This window comes from Mycobacterium sp. PSTR-4-N (assembly GCF_022348085.1).
Lineage (GTDB): Bacteria > Actinomycetota > Actinomycetes > Mycobacteriales > Mycobacteriaceae > Mycobacterium.
The window spans coordinates 219,208-238,024 of record NZ_JAKRFN010000005.1 but is presented as its reverse complement, the minus strand read 5'-3'; the positions used below and the strand labels follow the sequence as shown (position 1 = coordinate 238,024).

The following is an 18,817-nucleotide window of genomic DNA, read 5'->3' as shown; positions in this document are numbered from 1 at the left end:
ACACGTCACCACAACCAGTGCCCGATGCGGGACGTCGCGATACGCATGAAGGAGTCAACGATGAAGACGAAACATCCCTTGGTCGGCGAGCTGTCTGGCGAGATGCTCGGGACCGCGATCCTGGTCCTGTTCGGCTGCGGGGTCGTCGCTCAAGTCGTCACCGGCGGATTCCCGGAGTCGGTCACCTCCGGTGACCACAACTCGATCGCGTTCGGCTGGGGTCTCGGCGTCACGATGGCCGTCTTCGTCGCGGGCCGTATCAGCGGCGCCCACCTGAACCCGGCGGTTACCGTGGCGCTCGCAGCCTTCCGGGGCTTCGATCGACGAAAGGTGTTGCCCTTCATCGGCGCCCAGATGGTCGGTGCCCTGATCGGCGCCCTGACAGTCCGCTTCGTGTACGCCGATCAGATCGCCGCAGTGGACGCCACACACACCAAGGCGACCCAGGGCATCTTCTCCACTTCTCCGGGCGAGGGCGTCTCGATCCTGACGGCGTTCTCCGACCAGATCGTCGGAACCGCGCTGCTGGTCATGGTGATCTTTGCCCTGACCAGCGCCGTCAACAATCCCCCGCTGGCCAACACCGCGCCCCTGATCATCGGGCTTCTGGTGGTCGCCATCGGCATGGCGTGGGGTACCAACGCCGGTTACGCGATCAACCCGGCACGCGATTTCGGTCCGCGGGTCGCATCCTGGATCACCGGCTATCACGAAGCGATGTTCTCGGCGAACGGTCCCGAGCTCTACTTCTGGGTTCCCATCGTCGCGCCGATCATCGGCGGGCTGATCGGTGGCGCGCTGTTCGTGTTCGGCATCGAGCGCTTCCTCCCCGCCACGGGCACGCAACCCCAGGAGATCGGCGTGGAACCGCACGCCGCGCTTCACGACCGCTGAGCCGCACCACCCCCACACTCGCTCGTCAGAAAGGTGATTCCCATGGCCGACTTCGTCGGATCCGTCGATCAAGGCACGACCAGCACCCGATTCATGGTGTTCGATCACGGCGGCAACGTCGTGGCCGCACACCAGCTCGAACACGAACAGATCCTGCCGCGGGCCGGGTGGGTCGAACACAACCCGGTCGAGATCTGGGAACGCACGTCCTCGGTCATCCAAACCGCGCTCGGCAAGGCCGGGCTGGTCAGCAGCGACTTGGCCGCGCTGGGCATCACGAATCAGCGGGAGACGACCGTGGTGTGGAACAAGCGGACCGGACGGCCCTACTACAACGCCATCGTCTGGCAGGACACCCGCACCGACCGGATCGCGAGTGCACTGGAAGCCCAGGGTCACGGTGAGACCATTCGACACAGGGCCGGTCTGCCCCCGGCAACGTATTTCTCCGGCGGAAAGATCCAGTGGATTCTCGACAACGTCGACGGAGTGCGGGAGGCCGCCGAGCGCGGTGAGGCGCTGTTCGGCAACACCGACAGTTGGCTGCTGTGGCGCCTGACCGGCGGCAGTCACGGTGGTGTCCACGTCACCGACGTGACCAATGCCAGCCGGACCATGCTGATGAACCTGGAGACCCTCGACTGGGACGACGAACTGCTCGCACTGTTCGGTATCCCGCGGCAGATGTTGCCGGAGGTCGTCCCCTCGTCGTCGCCCGAACCGTACGGACTCACCCTGGCCGACGGACCGCTGGGCGGTGAAGTCCGGCTCACCGGCGCTCTCGGCGATCAGCAAGCCGCGACCGTCGGTCAGGTCTGTTTCGCGCCGGGCGAGGCCAAGAACACCTACGGGACCGGGAACTTCATGTTGCTCAACACGGGCGAAGATCTCGTGCGCTCGTCGTCGGGTCTGCTCACCACGGTCGCCTACCAGTTCGGCGACGCTCCTGCGGTGTACGCCCTCGAGGGTTCCATCGCCGTCACGGGATCGGCAGTGCAATGGCTGCGCGACCAGCTCGGGATCATCAGCGGCGCAGCTCAATCCGAAGTACTCGCACGCCAGGTCGACGACAACGGCGGGGTGTACTTCGTGCCCGCGTTCTCCGGTCTGTTCGCGCCACACTGGCGCTCAGATGCCCGGGGCGCGATTGTCGGATTGTCGAGGTTCAACACGAACGCGCACCTGGCACGGGCCACACTGGAGGCGATCTGTTACCAGAGCCGCGACGTCGTCGACGCGATGGAGGCCGACTCCGGTGTGCACCTCGAGGTCCTGAAGGTCGACGGCGGCATCACCGCGAACAGCCTGTGTATGCAGATTCAGGCAGACGTGCTCGGCGTCGACGTGGTGAAACCGGTGGTCGCCGAGACCACCGCGCTCGGTGCCGCGTACGCGGCCGGTCTGGCCGTCGGCTTCTGGAAGGACACCGACGAACTGCGCAAGAACTGGCTTGAAGACAAGCGCTGGAATCCTGCCTGGACCGACGAGCAGCGTCAGGCCGGGCATGCCGAATGGCAGAAGGCAGTCCACCGCACGCTCGACTGGGTCGACGTCAGTTGATCGCGATCTTCACTTCGAAAGGTGAACTCACATGCAAACATTGCCCCTCTCCCCCGAGCGCCGCACCGCGGCACTGGAGAACATGGCCGCCACTGAACTCGACGTCCTGATCATCGGCGGAGGAGTCGTCGGTGCCGGCGCAGCCCTCGATGCCGCCACCCGCGGTCTGCGAACCGGACTGGTCGAGGCGCGCGATCTCGCTTCCGGTACGTCGAGTCGATCGAGCAAGCTGATTCACGGCGGGTTGCGCTATCTGGAAATGCTCGACTTCGGACTGGTCGCCGAGGCATTGTCCGAGCGAGGACTGATGCTCGAAAAGCTTGCACCGCATCTCGTTCGGCCGGTGAAGTTCCTCTATCCCCTCAAGCACCGCGGTTGGGAGCGAATATATCTCGGTGCCGGGCTCGCCCTCTACGACGCGATGTCGAAGGCATCCGGCCACGGCGCCGGAGTTCCGCTGCACCGCCACCTGACCCGCCGCGGTGCGCTGCGAGAGGCGCCATCGCTGAGGAAAGACGCTCTCGTCGGCGCTCTGCAGTACTACGACGCGCAGGTCGACGATGCCCGGCACACGATGATGATCGCGCGCACGGCATCCGCCTACGGGGCGCAGGTCGCCAGCCGCACCCGCGTCGTCAACCTGTTGAGGGAGGGGGAGCGCGTGACCGGGGCCATGGTCGTCGATCTGGAAAACGGCCGACAGCACACGATTCGAGCCCGGCAGGTCATCAATGCCACCGGTGTGTGGACCGATGACACCCAGGCGATGGCCAACGAACGCGGACAGTTCCACGTGCGGTCGAGCAAGGGCATTCATCTCGTGGTGCCACGCGATCGCATCCGCTCGTCGACCGGCATCATCCTGCGGACGGAGTCGTCGGTGCTGTTCGTCATCCCGTGGGGGCGACACTGGATCATCGGTACGACCGACACCGACTGGTCCCTGGACAAGGCTCACCCTGCAGCCAGCCAGCGGGACATCACCTATCTCCTGGATCAGGTCAACGCCGTGCTGAGGACGCCGCTCATCGAATCCGACGTCGAGGGAGTCTTCGCCGGATTGCGGCCTCTGCTCGCCGGTGAAAGCGCGGACACCTCCGCGCTCTCGCGCGAACACGCTGTTGCGCACAGCGTTCCGGGACTGGTGGTGATCGCCGGCGGCAAGTACACCACTTATCGAGTGATGGCCAAGGACGCCGTTGACGAGGCGGTGCACGGGCTGGGCGAGACCTTCGACCGCCGGATACCCGGCAGCATCACCGAGGACATCCCGCTGCTGGGGGCGGACGGCTTCCAGGCGATGTGGAATGCCCGGGCGCATCTGGCCGCGGAATCCGGTCTGGGCGAGGCGCGCATCGCCCGCCTGCTGCACCGCTACGGGTCGATGATCGACGAAATCCTTGCACTGATCCGAGATGACCCATCGTTGGCAGCACCACTGCCGAACGCCGACGACTATCTGCGCGCCGAGGTGGTGTACGGCGTCACGCACGAGGGTGCGCTACATCTCGACGACATCCTGTGCCGGCGTACCCGGATCTCCATCGAGACGTTCGATCGGGGCACCGAATCCTGCTCGGAGGTGGCACATCTGATGGCACCGACACTCGGATGGTCCGACGAGCACACCGACCGCGAGATCGCCCACTATCTCGCACGGGTCGCCGCCGAACGCGAGAGCCAGTCGATGCCCGACGACGAGACGGCCGACGGTGCGCGACTCGGGGCCGCCGACATCGTCCCGGTCGGCTGAGCCGGAACCATGCCGACAGGCGCGCATCGCGTACCCGACCGATGCCTCGGTACCGTGGTGGTCACTATGGCCCGACAGCGCAGCGTGGTGGGGTCGGCGTTCGTCGCCACCCTCGTGGCGGTCAGCGCCGCGCTCGGTTCGGCGACGGCATGGGCCGGCGGACTCGGTGACTACCTCTGGGAGCGTCGCCCTCTCGTCGTGTTCGCCCCCGCCGGGGACGACCCGAGGTTGGCGGAGACTCTCCGCAGAATCGAGGATGCCCGGTGCGGGTTCGCCGACCGCGACATGGTGCTCGCGGTGGTGGTCGCCGGTGGCAGCAGCACTCTCGACGGCGCGGTGATGGACCGGGGTGAGGTGGATCGCCTGCGGCAGCGGTACGCCGTGGCTCCGGACGCGTTCAGCGTGGTGCTGGTCGGCAAGGACGGCGGCGAGAAGTGGCGCACCGACGACGTCCCGGATCTCGAGGTCGTCTACTCGGTGATCGACGGTATGCCCATGCGGAGCCGTGAGATGGGTTCCGCCGCAGGGGGTTGCTGACATGTCGCGGAATCGACGGTGGCTGTTGGGCATCGCTCTCATGATCTCGGCTCTGGTCGTGTCATGCGGCCGGCCTGCCAATGCGGACGAGACGACGATCGCGCCGAGCGGCCGTGCGGTGAGTCTGGTGGCGCTCGACAACGCCGCCGCCGTGGCCGGCTGGACCACGGTCAACGACCCGGTGATGGGCGGAAAGTCCACCTCCCGCGTCGCATTCGGCGGAGGCGGACTCGAGTTCTCCGGCACCGTGTCGCTGGAGAACAACGGCGGGTTCGCCTCGGCCCGTGGCCCGCAGGACCCCGGCATCGGGCAGAAGGCCGCCGGTGCCACGGCTTTGAACGTGCGGGCCATCGGCGACGGCAAGACCTACGTGCTCGAGCTCGGCGTCGCCGGGCACCCGTGGTCCTACATCCAACGGTTCCGCACCGACGCCGGGATCGCCGGCGACTACGCGCTACCCGTCGAGGGGTTCGAACCAGTCGGGATGCGTCTGGACCCTGAACCGAACGCCCCACGCCTGCTCGATCCCTCGACCATCGACGAGGTGGCCGTCTACATCCTCGACAAGCAGCAGGGCCCGTTAACGATCACGATCACCGGCATCGACGCAACGTCCTGACGAGCGTTCAGCCCCGCGGCGTGGTGGTGATGTGGACGTGGTCGTAGTGACCATATCCGGACGCCTGAGGGCCTGCCGGGGTGTAGTACGTGCCGCGCCAGATCACGTCCTGCAAGCCGAAGCGCGACGCGTTCGCGAGTGCGAACGCCCGGATCTGGTCGCCGAGCGCGATGCCTTCGGGACTGTCGGGATTGGGGATCATGATGTCGATCGCGAGGCCCCTCGGATGCCAGGGTTTCGAGTCCGGCCGCACCCCGTCGATGGTGGAGATCTGCGGGAACTGAGCGCTGACAGCTCGCGCGGCCAGGATCGTATTGGGTTGTAGCCCGGCCTCATTGGCGACGCCGACCGGAAGGGCGTCGGAGATCTCGGGCGGCGGGGCGAGGTCGCCGGGTGGCAGACCGGGCATCGCGACGACAGCCGGGTCCTGAGGTACGGGAGGCGCGGCCGGCGGTGGGGGCGGAACCGCAGCGTCGATGACCGCTTGCTGCTGCGGGGTGAGTGCCGCGTACTGCTTCTCCGCAGCCGCGATCCGCCGCAGGAGGTCCTGCCATTTGGCTTGCAGTTCCGCTCGGATCGCTGCGGCGCGGTCCGCCGCTGCGCGGGCCTCGGCGGCCGAGCGCTCGGAGGCCCGGGCAGCGGCCTCTGCCTGTTGGCGTGTCTGCCGATACGACCGCACCTGTGCAGTCGTCGTCGCGTCCAGCAGGTGCTGCAGCGACAGGCGATCGATGAGGCGTTGCGGGGACGGCGCGGTGAGCACCGTCGCCATCTGACTGTCGCCGCCGCTCGTGTACGTCATCGCCGCGAGGCGGTCCACCGCATCCTGCAGCGGCGCGAGCTGGGTGTTCGCCGCCTCCAGCGCAGCCCGGTCGGCGCGCCCGCGATCCTCGGCGGCAACGAGCTCGGCCTGCTTGGCATCGGCGTCCCGCTGAGCCGCGGTCACGGCCTCCCGACTCGCAACCGCCTGCTGCGACAGCTCGTTCAGGGCGGCCAGCGCGTCGCCCGCGGGATCGGCGTGGGCGGGACCGATCGTCGCGGCCACCAGCACGGCGCCGGCAATGGCGGTGAGCGTCTGCCGGAAGGAATGGCGCATCCCGGTCATGCGGATTCTCACGATCCTTCGTCGATGGTGTGGCCCGCCACGCGGTCGATGTCCCGGCACAGGCTACGAACTGCCGTCAACCGTGTCCAGTCCGGACAGCGCTCAGTTGATGATCTCGGCACCCTCGTCGGCGAGCAGCACCGACAGCCGCTCCCGCCACATCTGCAGCTGCTCTGGAGTCAACCGCTGCCATTCGGTGACCTCGGCGACCACCCGCAGCGGAGCGGTGCTGCGGTACGAGCGGGTCGGATTCCCGGGGAACTTCTTGTCGGTCACATTCGGGTCGTCCTCGAACTCCCCCGTCGGTTCGACCTCGTAGACCCGAGGCGTCGGCGACCCGTCCGCCAGTTCCGCGGCGATCTCGGCAGCCAACCCCGCGCCGTCGACCAGCGCGGTGAAGTAGATGTGGTTCATCATGATTTCGGGGCGGTAGTTGGACGGTCTCCCGGCGGTCAGCAGGTCGCCGACTGTCAGGTCCGCGATCGTGCCGTGAAAGAACGGGCCGTTCTCGAGAGGTGGAGCCACTGGGCGATCCTTCCGAGCAAGGGACAGGGGCCGCGCCAGCATGCCGGAGCACCGGGGTCTTGCCGCAAGCCCCCTACGCTCGCTTAACCTGAGGTGGGAGGTTCGATCACCCCGCGATGGCCAGGCGCACCGACGCCGATCGCCGCGACACCAACGACGTGACCGGAGCCGGGCGGAAATCGGTCCTCGCCACAGCAATCGAGGTACCGATGACCGTGCCGGTGGCAGCACCGGCCGGCGTCGCGACGGTGATCTCCGCGCCGGGCGCGCCGTAGATCCCCGCGCAACCGCCGCCCGCACACGCTCCCGTCGACGGGTCGATGCGGCCCGCGAAGATGTCGTTCAGCCAGCCCGCCATCAGGGTCTGGGCGGCCGACTTGTTCTGCTCGGTCGGGAAACCCTGATTGAGATAGGAGATGAGCTGGATGGCCCGGCTGCCGCCCTGCATCGAATCCAGATGCTGCCCGTTGTCCAGCACCACCCCGTTGAAGTGTCCCGGCCGGTGCTCGTTGAGTGCTTGGTCGACACGGCGGGGCGAGCCGTCCTCCCTGGGCGCGCCGAGCTCGAACACCGGGATGTAGGTGTCCAGACCCTCGAGCTTGTCCAGCGCGTCCGCCAGCACCGTCCCCGGCGGTGCGCCGTCGAGGGTCATGATCCCCACGAGGTGGTTGGTCGCCCCGCCGGCGACGACGGCTTCGGCGTAGTAACCGGCCGCACCTGCGGCCACACCCGCGCCCAGCGAGTGGCCGACCAACGCGAACCGGTCCGGCAGCGCGGCGGTCGCGCCGTAGCGCTTGGCGAAGCCTGCAGCCACCGCGCTGGCCGTCAGTGCGTCACGATCACCGAGCAGCAGCTGCGCGGTCGCGCGGTACACCTGATCATCGCCGAGCCAGAAACCGTCGCGCACATAGGGATTGGATGACAGCGTCGGGACGACGACGATGCTGTTGGTGCGCTCGGCCAGCCACGACGCGGTGTAGCTGTACATCGCGCCCACACCCCGGTAGCCGTGCTGCAGATAGATGAACCGCTCCGGCAGTTCGTCGCCGTCGGGGTAGTACCAGTCCGCTCGAACGAAGCGGCCATCGGTGATCTCCAACCGCGAGCTGCGCACGGTGACGTCCACGCCCGGCGGTACCACCGGCGGTCCGGCGACGACGCGGATCGCCGCTCCGACGATCTCTGTCACCAGGGACTGGATGACCTCCTCGAGGGTCCGGCGCTCCGGCGCGGACACCAGCGCTGCGGGGCGATCCGGTGAAACACGCTGTGCTGTCGTCTCGTACGCGATCGTTCGTGCGTTGACACGTGGCGCCAGGGGCGCGTCATCGATCACCGTATCGGCCGGCACTCCATCGGCCGGCTCGGGCTCTGACTCCGACTCGGGAGCAACGACGTCGTCCACCGCGTCAGAGGCATCCGCGGCGCGTGCGTCATCGATGTCTGTGTCTTCGTCGTCGGCGTCTGTGTCATCTGCGCCGTCGTCGTCGGCATCCACGTCGGCAGCCACGTCGGCTACGTCTGTGTCGGTGTCCTCGCCTTCTGTGTCCGTGTCGTCCGCGTGGGCTCTGTCGGTGTCAGTGACACGGGTGTCCTGATCGGCGTCCCTCGTCTCGGAGTCCGTCTTCGTGGCCTCCGTGGCCGAGTCATGCGACGCACGGGGGCCACGGTGGGTTGTCTCGGAGGCACTGCTCGAGGCACCTCCCGTGTCAGAACCCGTGTCCGCCGACGCCGCATCGGCACCCGCGATCATCGCCGCGGACATCCCCGCGGCCACCACACCGGCACCCATCCACGCTGACAGTTGCGACATTCGACTCCCACCTCGATATTGACGCCCGCGTCATTGCAGTCGTCGACACCATAGGGCGGCTCGCGGGTCGAATAGACACAAATCAGAATCTGGTCATTTTTCGGGAGTGACCGTATCAATGATACGGTCGCATGCATGACCGAGGGCTCCCGGCTCAACCAGCTCTCCTACGTGGTGCTGGGCGTCGTCGCCGTGCGTGGCCCCACCACCTCGTATCAGCTCAAGCAGTACGTCGCTGAATCCATCGCCTACCTGTGGCCCCTCCAGCACGCGACGCTGTATCGCGAACCGCGCCGACTCGAGGACTGCGGCCTGCTGCACTCCGAAACAGAAGACGGCGGCCGACGTCGCCAGTTCTTCACGATCACACCGGTTGGCCTTGACTGCCTGAGAAACTGGCTGCGCGACCCAGGTACCTCACAGCCGTCGGAGTTGCATGACGAGGCGCTGCTGAAACTCCATTTCGGCGAGCTCGCCGATCCCGCGAGCATGCGTGAGCTCGCCGAGAACCAGATCGTGGAACGCAAGACCCGATTGGCGTACTACACCGACTTGCAGCGCCGCTACCAGGATCGGCCCGGCCTCGGCTACCCCCTGGCGACGTTGCGGGCGGGCCAGATGATCGAGAAAGCCTCGATCGCCTTCTGGCGCGAGATCGCCGAGACCGCAGACGAACTGGCTTCCCCGCGTCCAGGACACGACGAATCATCCCCCACGACAGTGCAACCCGAGCGAAAGTGACTGCCCCATGGCTTTACCCGAGATCTTGCGTGACAACCTCGCACTTCCCGCCGTCGCGGCCCCCTTGTTCCTGTGCTCCGGGCCGGAATTGGTGATCGCACAGTGCAGCGCCGGCGTCGTCGGATCCTTCCCCGCACTCAACGCCCGACCGGCCCCGGCGGTGCGCGAGTGGCTGGAACAGATCACCACAGCGTTGGACGCCCGGCGCCGTGACCATCCCGACCTCGTGACGGCACCCTTCGCCGTGAACCAGATCGTCCACAAATCGAACGCGCGTCTCGACGAGGACGTCCAGGCGTGCATCGACTTCGAGGTCCCCATCGTGATCACCTCGCTGGGCGCTCGCGCGGACGTCAACGACGCCATCCACTCCTACGGCGGCATCGTGCTGCACGACGTCATCAACGACACGTTCGCGCGCAAGGCCATCGACAAAGGCGCTGACGGCCTGATCGCCGTCGCCGCGGGAGCAGGTGGGCACGCCGGCACCATCTCGCCGTTCGCACTGGTGCAGGAGATCCGCGCCTGGTTCGACGGACCTCTCCTGCTCTCCGGTGCCATCGGACACGGCCGCTCCATTTTGGCCGCTCAAGCCGCCGGCGCCGATCTCGCGTACATCGGTTCAGCCTTCCTGGCGACGACGGAGGCGCGCACCGAGGCCGCCTACAAGGACATGATCGCCGCCAGCGGTGCAAGCGACATCGTGTACTCGAACCTCTTCACCGGTGTGCACGGCAACTATCTGCGCGGCTCCATCGAGGCGGCCGGTCTGGATCCCGACAACTTGCCCCAATCCGACCCCTCGACAATGGATTTCGGTTCGGGCGGGAACACCGATGCCAAGGCGTGGAAGGACATCTGGGGCGCCGGGCAGGGTATCGGCGCCATCCGCGAGGTGGTGTCCACGGCAGAGTTGGTGTCACGCTTGAGCGAGGAGTACACCGCCGCGCGCACCCGGCTGATCGCCGAGGAGCTGACAGCAGTGTGACACGGGTTCACATCGCGTAGCGATGGACCTTCTCCGGATGGATGACGATCCGCACCCACTTCTCGCTCATCATCGTCGCGAGATCCTCTGCGCGACGGGGATCCCGGAGGTCCCAGTAGCGCGGCGCGAGTCGCTCGAGCAGGGCGCGCGCCCCGTCGTCGACCACTGTCGCCGTGCCCGTCACCGCCACCCACTGTTCCCGCTCACCGACGGGAGCGGTCACCACCAGCGACGCGCGGGGGTCCCGGCGAAGCCGGCGTACCCGAGTGGTGTCCGGTGCGCTGAACAGCGCAATGTCCCCCGTCTCGGTCACCTCGAACCACACGGGTCGTGGTTGTGGCGGCCGCGTCCCCTCGGCGGTGGACAGGAACCCGTAGAGGGGGCGGCGCAGCAGGCGCAGATCGTCGTCCGTGAAGCAGGAGCCGGTCGAATCGGTCATGCCCATGATTCAACCTCGGCCAGTCGGACGAGTACATGGGTTGTGATCCGGAATTCCTTTGCGATCCTCTATCGTCGGCGTCATGGACGCATTCGGTGATCTCTTTCGCGGCGTACGGGCGCACGGATCGCTATTCGGCAATTCTGTCCTCACGCCGCCGTGGTCGCTGCACTTCGTCGACGGTGCACCGCTGACTCTGTGCGCGGTCCTCGGCCCGCCGTCCTCTTCGGGCGGGTGGATCGTCCCCGAGAACGCCGCGCCGCAACGCATCGACTCCCATGAGACGGTCGTCGTGCGCGGCCCCGGCACGTTCACGTTCGTCGACGCGCTCGACACGCCGGCCGAGCCGATGGCCTGCGGTGAGTTCTGCGCGACCCCCGAGCAGGGTGGAACCCGCCACCGCCTGGGGTGGGCTGAGCCTCACACAGATTCCGGCGCAACCACTTTGATCGTCGGTGCGTATCCCCTGCGCGGAGAGATCAGCCGGCGGCTGCTGGATGCCTTGCCCGTGATCGTGCACGCCGGCGCCGACGCGACCGGCGACGCTGTACTCGATCATCTCGCCCAGGAGGTCGCCGTGGATGCGCCGGGACAGCAAGTGGTGCTCGACCGACTCCTCGACTGGATGCTGGTGTGCACCATCCGCGGGTGGTTCGACCGGCCCGGCGGTGAGCCACCGGCCTGGTGGGTGGCTCAGCGCGATCCGGTGGTGGGTGACGCACTGCGCCTTCTGCACTCCGATCCGGCGGCGCCATGGACGGTGGCGACCCTGGCCGAACGCATCGGGGTGTCGCGATCCACTCTCGCAAAACGTTTCGCCGATCAGATGGGGGAAGCTCCGCTCACGTATCTGACCCGTTGGCGGATGGCCCTCGCGGTGGACCGGCTGACCGACGAACCCAGCCTGTCGATCGCCGACGTGGGCCGCTCAGTCGGCTACACCGACCCCTTCGCGTTCAGTACGGCGTTCAAGCGGGTGCGGGGCGTCAACCCGCGGGACTTCCGGCGGGACGCGCTGCGCCGCTCATAACAACCACTGTGCCAGCGGATTGAGCAGGTACCGGAGCGAGAACGCCTCGTACAGTGCGCCTACGACCAGCAAGCCGGCCGCCGGCATCGCAAGCCACCCGAGCTGTCTCAACCCGCCGAGGTAGCCACCTCGATGAGTCTGCGCGCCAACGTTTTCAGGGCGTATCCACGCCCTGCCCAACAAAAATGCCCCGAGCACCAGGAGGATGTACGCCTGGAGCTCGATGAGCAGTGTGACGGAGTGAGGGATCAGAGCGACCCAGCCGATATCGCTCGCTGGTGCGAGAGCCGCTCCCGTCTGCGCGGCCCAGTACGCGAACAACGCCATTCCGGCGAACGGCACGATCAGGGACGGAACGACGATCGTCATCAGGCTGAGCTTCAGGGTGTTCACGGCCAGGATGACGAAGGCGAACAGCCAGGGATTGTGGAAGATCGACAGGACGAGCTCTGCCGTGCCGTCTTGTTCCAACCGCACCTGCTGGCCGTGCTGTAACCCCGGGAACACGAGCCCGGCGCCGAACCCCGCCAGAACCAGACCGTAGGTGGCTACATTCAGCCCCAGGTACACCCGGCGGTTGTCCATGGCGACCCGGACCGGACGCCACCCGGACATCCTCTGTCGGTCAACGCTTTTCGACATGCGCATTTTCATCCCTCAGTATGCTGGCGACGGCGATGCGCAGAGTCATCGCCTCGAAGGGGAGTCGCCCGCGGTCGCCCGGAAGCGCGCGCTCGAGCGAGAGGCCGTTGACCACGGTGCCGAGGAATCGCGCCGCGATGTCGAGGTCATCCGCAGCAAGGGCCTGTTCGTCTCGTAACACCCTGAGCCACTTGGCAATCTGGTGCAGGTTCAGCCGCTCGAGCGCAAGAAACGAATGGGTCGCGTCCTCCGACGGCGGCGAGACGACGTACGCGTCGTGCAGTGCTCGTATGTACTGGCGCGCCCGATCACCCGTGCCCACTTGGGAGAGCAGCAGTTGCAGGCAGGCCAGCAGCCGCTCGGCCGGAGGGACGGCGGTGTCGTGCATGGGGTCGTCCGGGATGTCGAGGTCGTACAAGGCGGCGACGACCGTGTCGATCAACTCTTGCTGGGTCGGAAAGAAATGGCGCAGCGAGCCGACGCTGACGCCGGCGCGCGCAGCGACTGCACGCACGCTCAAGCGCGAGGTCGGATTCTCGCCGAGCATGGTCGCCGCGGCGATCAGGATCTTGTCTCGCGTGCTGTGTGTGACGGAATCTGGCATCCAGCGGCACCTCCGCCCACCTTTCTAGCACACTGTACTAGTGCCGGGCGATTCTGCCGTCGTGCGGTGCGGTGCGCCGTCAGCGCGCCGTGGCTGCCGCCTTCACCAGGACGTCGGCGGCAAGGAGACCGAGATTGTTGGCCGCCAGGGGACTGTCCCCGCTGAGCAACTTCCGATCCTGATGCACCTTGCCGGTCATGTCGTCGTTGAGGACCGTAATGCCCTGCGCCTTCAGAGATTCGGCCAACAGCCATTGCAGATGTCCGGGGATGTATCCCATGTCGACGTTGGCTCCCTCGTCGAGGGCATCGGGGAACACGCACATCGAGTAACCCGCGAAGGGTGACCGACGACCGTTCTGGCCGACCGCCAACAGCGCGGCCGGTCCGTGGCACAACGTGATGATGTATCTCTCGCGGTTCAGCGCCCAGTCCAGAGCTTCGGCCACCAGCTCGGAGTCCGGCAGCCCGATGAGCGCTCCGTGCCCGCCGGGGATGAACACTGCGAGGTAGTCGGAGTCTTCGCCGAGTTCATCGGCGACGACGTCGGAGAGCTTCTTGGGCTGCTTGAGTTTCGGCTTCAGTGCCTCATGGGCGTGCGCGACGGTCTGATCCTCGGCCGGCAACGCCCACAGCTCCAGCTTGGCCGGGTAGCCGGTGACCGTGGCGATCTCGACCTCGAAACCCGCCTCCATCAGATGATGAAGCGGCAGAAGTGTTTCCACGGGGTGGTTTCCGGTGGAGAACAGTTTTCCGTTCTTGCACAAGAGGTAGCGTTCCTCAGCGGCTATCGTCAAGATCTTCCATCGGCCCCCGGTATAGGCGCCCTGGTGCTCGACCCCGTTGAAGTCGGTCCGGGGTGGAACGTATCGAGTCAACGAATACGGCGAAGGAAAAAACGCGTTGTCTTCGGCCTCGTCGGGGCGGGGCTCGCGGCTCACGCCATCACTGGTGGTGGTCATCGGTCAACCCTTCCCGTCGATTCTTCAACTGTTCGGGAAGTGGCCATCGATCGCAAGGCTGATGGGCTAACTCATCTGGTGGATCTGGATCAGGTTGCCGCAGGTGTCGTCGAGAACGGCCGTCGTCACGGGTCCCATGGCCGTCGGCTCTTGTGTGAAGGAGACCCCGAGCGCACGGAGCCGCTCGTATTCGGCGTGGACGTCGTCGACAGCGAATGAGGTGAACGGGATGCCGTCGGCCGCGAGCGCTTCTCTGAACGGCGTCACCGCGGGGTGACTGTCCGGTTCGAGCACGACTTCGGCGCCCCCGGGCTCCTCCGGTGACACCACCGTGATCCACCGGTGCTCGCCCATCGGTATGTCGTGTTTGGCTTGAAAGCCAAGCACTTCGGTGTAGAACTTCAGGGCCTTGTCCTGCTCGTCGACGAAAACGCTAGTCAGGGTGATCCTCATGTCGATTCCTTGTCGTCGGTGTCGGGCCCGGCTTGGTCAGCCATCGCTCGACGATCGGTTCCAGCGGCGTGGTGTCGATGTCGTGGTACTTGAAGCGGCCCTCGCGTCGCGTGGTCACCAGTCCCGCGGCCTCGAGAACATCGAGGTGTTGGGAGATCGCCTGACGCGACGAACCGAGGCCGTGCTTGGACGCCAAGCGTGCGCAGATCTCGAACAGCGTCTGCCCGTTGCGGTCGGTGAGCTCGTCGAGGATCGTCCGTCGCGTGGGATCGGCCAACGCCTTGAAGACATCGCCCACACTCTCCACGTTAGGCAAGTGATCACTTGCATCTCAATGGTCTGCGCCGCGGAGCAACCACGAGGTTTCCAGGGGGCGCGTCGCCATCTCCGCTGGCAACGTGGCCGGCGTGCCCACCGAGACCCCGAAGAAGATCACCGTCATCGGCGCGACCGGATTGATCGGCCGCCGATTGGTCCCCGTGCTCAGCGACCGCGGGCACGAGGTCACGCAGGCATCTCGGGCGACGGGAACCGATCTGCTCACCGGTGACGGTCTGGACGCGGCCCTGTCCGGCGCGGACGTCGTCATCGACGTGAGCAACTCCGCGACGCCGGACGATTCCGCCGAGGCGTTCTTCGAACGAGCTTCGGCCAACCTGTCCGCCGCCGCAGCACGGGCGGGTGTCGGCCACTATGTTGTCCTGTCGATCGTCGGTGCGGACCTGATGGCCGACCAATCCGGGTACATCCGAGGCAAGGTGGCGCAGGAGCGGGCGCCGGGGAAAGCCGGCATTCCCTGGACGATCCTGCGCGCCACCCAGTTCCACGAGCTCGCCGAACCGATCACCGAATCCCTCGTCGCCGACGACGTCGTCCGGGCACCGGTGGCCCTGATACAAACCATCGACTCCACCGAGGTGACGGCGATACTGGCCCGCATCGCGACCAGCCGGCCGCTCAATGCTGTCCACCACGTCGGCGGGCCAGAGAAGATGTCCTTCGCCGACATGGCTCGTGTCGTCATGCGGCATCAGGGTCGAGCGCTCGACGCCATCGACGATCCGTGCGCCACCTACAGCGGGCTGTCGATCGATTACACGACGCTCGTCACGGGCGACGATGCCGAACTGGGCACCACGCGGCTCGAGGACTGGTTGTCACGCCGCTGACCACCCGGCTTGATCGCCTACGGTGGGGGTCACAGCCGATCGCCAGGGGGACCTTGTCATGGATCGATCACTCTCGCGCGTAGTGCTGGTCATGTCTGCCGCCGCCGTCGTCCTCGGCGGCGCGGCCTGCGCCAACGACCGCACCGACCCGCCCACGCCCTCGACACCCACCTCGCAGACGCAGGCGAGCTCGGCGGAACGCGGGAGCACGCACGACAGAGTCGAGAAACTACTCGACGAAGCAGAAGAAGCATTCGACGCGCCGGCGAGAACGTCGTCGGCCGGCAACACCGACAAGACCGTGGACAACATGTCGATCGTTGCCGACCGCTTGATGCAAGCGCACGATCTCGCCCCCTACCGCAACGACCTCCTCTTCAGTGCCGCATCCGCCCAGATCGCCCGCAAGGACGTCGACGCTGCCGTCGCGCTCTACAAGCAGGCCCTCGATACCGCCCCGAATGATGTTGACGCACAGTCGTATCTGGCCGGCTGGTCCCGGTATCTCGGCCGCCGAGCCGAGGCCGACAACTACGTCGATCAGATCCGGGCGCTGGATCCCGCACGCGCCGAGCAGTTGACTGCGATGTTCGCGACGATCGATGAGAAGGTGTCGACACCCCTGACCGATGCCCTTCCGGCGCTGCCGGGGCCAGGGCTCGCCATCGTGACGCTGGGGTATGCGTTGCACGACGACGGATCGATGGACGACATCTTGATCGCTCGTCTCCAGCAGACAAAGGCGGCGGCGGAGCGTTGGCCGGCTGCTCCCATCATCGTCACCGGCGGCGTCGAGCAGTCAGGTCGCACCGAAGGCGAGTCGATGAAAGAGTGGCTCGTCGACAACGGTGTCGCAGGCGATCGCATTCACGACGAGAACTTCGCGCGTTCCACGGTCGAGAACGCTTCCTACGGTGTGGAGGTGCTCGCCAGTGTGCGAGCGACGCACGCGCTGATCATCAGTTCGGCCAGTCATGTTCGCCGCGCGTTGACGGTGTTCCAGTTGGCCGCCGCCGACACCCTGGGAAACGACTTTCCCTTCTCGGGCAGCGGAAGTGCCGACAAGCCGCTCGCCGAACTCGCCACCGCAGGTCCCGATGAGCTTCTCTCGATCTACCGCGACGCGTTCAGTTCGATAGGCATGTGGAGCTACCGCAGTGCGCCGCTGCTCCGGCAGTAGCCCATGACGCGCGGTCAGGACAGTGGGAGGTTCGGAGGAGAAAAGCCGGGATTGACCAGCGCGGTGGCGGAGGCTGTTCCGATTGGCCCCACTTCGTCGACGAGAAGCGCTGTTCCCGTTGCTATCCCGTCATGGCTGTGGTGTGTCAGGGCGGCCAAGCCGATGAACCGCCCCCGCGGAAGTCGGCTCAGAGACACCGTGTAGTCGGCATTGATGAACGGCAGGCCGTCCGGGCCGAAGCCCGTCAGCGAGCTCGACACGTCACCCGCCATCGCCGCGGATCCGAAGGGAGTCTTGGGCAACGCGTCGACGATCGGCAGCAGATCGTGAAACCATACGTACTTCGGGCCGCTGTGCGCCCACGCCGCCAGACCGTCATGGGGGCTTGCGTCGTCCCGCCCCGCGGTGAACATCAGCATCGGCGCCTCGTCGGGAATCGTGTCCGGCATCGCCGGCAGCGGCGGCATGTGCACCTCGGCCGACCAACGCGGAGCCGACGGCTGCTCACCCGGGCGCAGATAGAGGAGACTCGCTCGCGCGATCGACTTACCGTCCTGGGTCATCACCACGTCGGCCAGAAGGAGGCGGCGCCCCGCCCGGACGACGTCGGTGGTCACCGACACGGGCGTCATCGCCGCGGGCCTCATCAGGTCCACGGTCAACCGAGCCGGATGCATGCCGGCCGTCTGGTCCGCGACATCACGCTCACCGATGAGGCCCAGCAGGCCACCGAGATAGTTGCCGCTGACGGTGTCGCCCCACGGACCGCGCGCCCAGGGTGTGGGCTCGAAGGCCTCGCGGCCGGCGTCGTCTGTGGTCAACGCGAAGAACGCTCGGGTGCTCATCGCGCCTGACGATAGCGCCCGACGACGCTCACTCGACCGACGCCGTCGTCCGAAAAATAGGCCAGTAGATCTCGGTCGCGACGAAACTCGCTGGCTCGGACAGTGATCCTCCGAGATAGTGCTCGCGGGTCGGTCCCTGACCGCTGATCAATCGTTCGTTGGCATACGTCCCCAGAGCCGCATACGTGCGGTCGATCCCTTCGTGATCGCCGGTGTGGGTGAGCACCGCGTAGTCCGCGCGCGGGAGCACGTGGCCGCGGACGCCCCGCGGTGCGGACGCCGAATCGGCGCAGGGACGAACAGGGTTGCTTCACCGTGGGATTCACTGAACAGGGCCCGTTCGTAGAGGCCACCGTAGAAAGTGGCGTCACGGCCGCCGGTGGCCGTTGACAGCGCATCCCCGAGCCTCGACAGCGTCCCCACGAACCAGGTGTCGATGTCGTCGATGTCGATGACCGCACTGACCGACCAGACCGCGAGTGCCGGTTCCTGCCGCACCTCCACGGCGGCGGAGACGTCCACCGGGGCGAGGAGTTCGCGCAGCGCGCTCACGGTTTCACGAGTCTGCTGTAGCTGCTGCTCCATCTGCTCGAGGTGTGTGGTGATGATCTCGGTTCGGGCCATGGCGTCGTCGGTGCTCAGCAGCGCTTTGATGTCGGGAATGGACATGCCGAGCGAGCGGAACCGCCGGATGATGTGGGCGTGGTCGACCTGACTGGTGTCGTAGAAGCGGTAACCGGTATGGGGATCGATGTGGGTGGGTTCGAGAATTCCGACATCGTGATAGTGCCGCAGGGCCTTCCTGCTGAGACTCGTCATCAGCGAGAAGTCACCGATCGACACCTGTGCACCCATGGCGTCCTCCTTCGCGGTTCGGCCGTCACCCAGGACGATTCTGCAGCTTCCCGTAGGGGCAAGGTCAACGTCGGATCGTCGGCTTGACCCTCCCCGTAGGGGAAGGT

20 protein-coding genes and 1 pseudogene are annotated in these 18,817 nt (G+C 66.6%); 10 read left to right on the top strand and 11 right to left on the bottom strand.

The window, feature by feature from the left end; translation table 11 throughout:
• The first annotated feature begins 60 nt into the window (after positions 1–60).
• From MHN84_RS09830 to MHN84_RS09810, 5 genes are all read left to right on the top strand, one after another.
• On the top strand, positions 61–894 hold the full coding sequence (locus MHN84_RS09830) for an MIP/aquaporin family protein (RefSeq protein ID WP_241204438.1): 834 nt from the start codon (positions 61–63) through the stop codon (positions 892–894).
• Positions 895–936: 42 nt separating this feature from the next.
• Positions 937–2,454: a glycerol kinase GlpK gene (gene glpK, locus MHN84_RS09825; protein WP_241204437.1), complete on the top strand. Its 1,518-nt coding sequence runs from the start codon at positions 937–939 to the stop codon at positions 2,452–2,454.
• Positions 2,455–2,485: 31 nt separating this feature from the next.
• A complete protein-coding gene (locus tag MHN84_RS09820) occupies positions 2,486–4,207 on the top strand; it encodes a glycerol-3-phosphate dehydrogenase/oxidase (RefSeq protein WP_241204436.1) in 1,722 nt (573 codons plus the stop codon).
• Between the two features lie 66 nt (positions 4,208–4,273).
• Complete coding sequence (locus MHN84_RS09815) at positions 4,274–4,744, top strand: DUF4174 domain-containing protein (protein ID WP_241204435.1); 471 nt, start codon at positions 4,274–4,276, stop codon at positions 4,742–4,744.
• Position 4,745: 1 nt separating this feature from the next.
• Complete coding sequence (locus tag MHN84_RS09810) at positions 4,746–5,363, top strand: CIA30 family protein (protein ID WP_241204434.1); 618 nt, start codon at positions 4,746–4,748, stop codon at positions 5,361–5,363.
• Between the two features lie 7 nt (positions 5,364–5,370).
• Here the strand turns inward: MHN84_RS09810 and MHN84_RS09805 are convergent, their stop codons facing one another.
• From MHN84_RS09805 to MHN84_RS09795, 3 genes are all read right to left on the bottom strand, one after another.
• A complete protein-coding gene (locus MHN84_RS09805) occupies positions 5,371–6,465 on the bottom strand; it encodes a glycoside hydrolase (protein WP_241204567.1) in 1,095 nt (364 codons plus the stop codon).
• Between the two features lie 102 nt (positions 6,466–6,567).
• Positions 6,568–7,032 carry an NAD(+)--rifampin ADP-ribosyltransferase gene (gene arr / locus MHN84_RS09800; protein ID WP_255730193.1) on the bottom strand — a complete coding sequence of 155 codons (465 nt, stop codon included), beginning with the start codon at positions 7,030–7,032 and terminating at the stop codon, positions 6,568–6,570.
• Between the two features lie 64 nt (positions 7,033–7,096).
• Positions 7,097–8,803 carry a hypothetical protein gene (locus MHN84_RS09795; RefSeq protein WP_241204432.1) on the bottom strand — a complete coding sequence of 569 codons (1,707 nt, stop codon included), beginning with the start codon at positions 8,801–8,803 and terminating at the stop codon, positions 7,097–7,099.
• 135 nt (positions 8,804–8,938) lie between these two features.
• Between MHN84_RS09795 and MHN84_RS09790 the strand changes: the two genes are divergently transcribed.
• Complete coding sequence (locus MHN84_RS09790) at positions 8,939–9,544, top strand: PadR family transcriptional regulator (RefSeq protein WP_241204431.1); 606 nt, start codon at positions 8,939–8,941, stop codon at positions 9,542–9,544.
• A 7-nt stretch (positions 9,545–9,551) separates the two neighbouring features.
• Positions 9,552–10,532 carry a nitronate monooxygenase family protein gene (locus tag MHN84_RS09785; RefSeq protein WP_241204430.1) on the top strand — a complete coding sequence of 327 codons (981 nt, stop codon included), beginning with the start codon at positions 9,552–9,554 and terminating at the stop codon, positions 10,530–10,532.
• A 7-nt stretch (positions 10,533–10,539) separates the two neighbouring features.
• Here MHN84_RS09785 and MHN84_RS09780 read toward each other — a convergent pair whose 3' ends face one another.
• Positions 10,540–10,971, bottom strand: coding sequence for a pyridoxamine 5'-phosphate oxidase family protein (locus MHN84_RS09780; RefSeq protein ID WP_241204429.1), 432 nt, complete (start codon positions 10,969–10,971; stop codon positions 10,540–10,542).
• Positions 10,972–11,053: 82 nt separating this feature from the next.
• On the opposite strand from MHN84_RS09780, the gene MHN84_RS09775 reads away from it, so the two are divergent.
• Complete coding sequence (locus tag MHN84_RS09775) at positions 11,054–12,001, top strand: AraC family transcriptional regulator (RefSeq protein WP_241204428.1); 948 nt, start codon at positions 11,054–11,056, stop codon at positions 11,999–12,001.
• Here MHN84_RS09775 and MHN84_RS09770 read toward each other — a convergent pair.
• The 5 genes from MHN84_RS09770 to MHN84_RS09750 form a co-directional block, all read right to left on the bottom strand.
• Positions 11,996–12,655: a stage II sporulation protein M gene (locus MHN84_RS09770; protein WP_241204427.1), complete on the bottom strand. Its 660-nt coding sequence runs from the start codon at positions 12,653–12,655 to the stop codon at positions 11,996–11,998. The genes MHN84_RS09775 and MHN84_RS09770 overlap by 6 nt on opposite strands.
• Entirely contained in the window at positions 12,627–13,247 is a 621-nt protein-coding gene (locus tag MHN84_RS09765; RefSeq protein WP_241204426.1) for a TetR/AcrR family transcriptional regulator, read from the bottom strand. Before MHN84_RS09765 ends, MHN84_RS09770 begins: the two co-directional genes overlap by 29 nt.
• 79 nt (positions 13,248–13,326) lie before the next feature.
• Positions 13,327–14,208, bottom strand: a complete 882-nt coding sequence (gene hchA / locus MHN84_RS09760) for a glyoxalase III HchA (protein WP_241204425.1) — start codon at positions 14,206–14,208, stop codon at positions 13,327–13,329.
• 66 nt (positions 14,209–14,274) lie between these two features.
• Positions 14,275–14,661, bottom strand: a complete 387-nt coding sequence (locus tag MHN84_RS09755) for a VOC family protein (protein WP_241204424.1) — start codon at positions 14,659–14,661, stop codon at positions 14,275–14,277.
• Positions 14,642–14,959, bottom strand: a complete 318-nt coding sequence (locus tag MHN84_RS09750; protein ID WP_241204423.1) for a helix-turn-helix transcriptional regulator — start codon at positions 14,957–14,959, stop codon at positions 14,642–14,644. The genes MHN84_RS09755 and MHN84_RS09750 overlap by 20 nt, the downstream gene beginning before the upstream one ends.
• Before the next feature lie 109 nt (positions 14,960–15,068).
• Between MHN84_RS09750 and MHN84_RS09745 the strand changes: the two genes are divergently transcribed.
• Positions 15,069–15,830: an SDR family oxidoreductase gene (locus tag MHN84_RS09745; RefSeq protein WP_241204422.1), complete on the top strand. Its 762-nt coding sequence runs from the start codon at positions 15,069–15,071 to the stop codon at positions 15,828–15,830.
• 58 nt (positions 15,831–15,888) lie between these two features.
• On the top strand, positions 15,889–17,010 hold the full coding sequence (locus MHN84_RS09740; RefSeq protein WP_241204421.1) for an ElyC/SanA/YdcF family protein: 1,122 nt from the start codon (positions 15,889–15,891) through the stop codon (positions 17,008–17,010).
• A 14-nt stretch (positions 17,011–17,024) separates the two neighbouring features.
• Here the strand turns inward: MHN84_RS09740 and MHN84_RS09735 are convergent, their stop codons facing one another.
• Together MHN84_RS09735 and MHN84_RS09730 are read right to left on the bottom strand one after the other, a co-directional pair.
• Positions 17,025–17,855 (bottom strand): acyl-CoA thioesterase domain-containing protein, encoded by an 831-nt coding sequence (locus tag MHN84_RS09735; RefSeq protein WP_241204420.1) that lies wholly within the window; start codon positions 17,853–17,855, stop codon positions 17,025–17,027.
• 28 nt (positions 17,856–17,883) lie between these two features.
• Positions 17,884–18,710, bottom strand: a pseudogene (locus tag MHN84_RS09730) (MerR family transcriptional regulator).
• Positions 18,711–18,817: the final 107 nt, after the last annotated feature.

Coding starts and splice junctions, on each gene's coding strand:
- MHN84_RS09770 (WP_241204427.1), bottom strand. CDS start 12,655: ATGAAAATGCGCATGTCGAAAAGCGTTGACCGACAGAGGATGTCCGGG.
- MHN84_RS09755 (WP_241204424.1), bottom strand. CDS start 14,661: ATGAGGATCACCCTGACTAGCGTTTTCGTCGACGAGCAGGACAAGGCC.
- MHN84_RS09805 (WP_241204567.1), bottom strand. CDS start 6,465: ATGACCGGGATGCGCCATTCCTTCCGGCAGACGCTCACCGCCATTGCC.
- MHN84_RS09810 (WP_241204434.1), top strand. CDS start 4,746: ATGTCGCGGAATCGACGGTGGCTGTTGGGCATCGCTCTCATGATCTCG.
- MHN84_RS09765 (WP_241204426.1), bottom strand. CDS start 13,247: ATGCCAGATTCCGTCACACACAGCACGCGAGACAAGATCCTGATCGCC.
- MHN84_RS09830 (WP_241204438.1), top strand. CDS start 61: ATGAAGACGAAACATCCCTTGGTCGGCGAGCTGTCTGGCGAGATGCTC.
- MHN84_RS09785 (WP_241204430.1), top strand. CDS start 9,552: ATGGCTTTACCCGAGATCTTGCGTGACAACCTCGCACTTCCCGCCGTC.
- arr (WP_255730193.1), bottom strand. CDS start 7,032: ATGCTGGCGCGGCCCCTGTCCCTTGCTCGGAAGGATCGCCCAGTGGCT.
- MHN84_RS09815 (WP_241204435.1), top strand. CDS start 4,274: ATGGCCCGACAGCGCAGCGTGGTGGGGTCGGCGTTCGTCGCCACCCTC.
- MHN84_RS09820 (WP_241204436.1), top strand. CDS start 2,486: ATGCAAACATTGCCCCTCTCCCCCGAGCGCCGCACCGCGGCACTGGAG.
- MHN84_RS09790 (WP_241204431.1), top strand. CDS start 8,939: ATGACCGAGGGCTCCCGGCTCAACCAGCTCTCCTACGTGGTGCTGGGC.
- MHN84_RS09795 (WP_241204432.1), bottom strand. CDS start 8,803: ATGTCGCAACTGTCAGCGTGGATGGGTGCCGGTGTGGTGGCCGCGGGG.
- MHN84_RS09740 (WP_241204421.1), top strand. CDS start 15,889: ATGGATCGATCACTCTCGCGCGTAGTGCTGGTCATGTCTGCCGCCGCC.
- MHN84_RS09735 (WP_241204420.1), bottom strand. CDS start 17,855: ATGAGCACCCGAGCGTTCTTCGCGTTGACCACAGACGACGCCGGCCGC.
- MHN84_RS09775 (WP_241204428.1), top strand. CDS start 11,054: ATGGACGCATTCGGTGATCTCTTTCGCGGCGTACGGGCGCACGGATCG.
- hchA (WP_241204425.1), bottom strand. CDS start 14,208: ATGACCACCACCAGTGATGGCGTGAGCCGCGAGCCCCGCCCCGACGAG.
- glpK (WP_241204437.1), top strand. CDS start 937: ATGGCCGACTTCGTCGGATCCGTCGATCAAGGCACGACCAGCACCCGA.
- MHN84_RS09780 (WP_241204429.1), bottom strand. CDS start 10,971: ATGACCGATTCGACCGGCTCCTGCTTCACGGACGACGATCTGCGCCTG.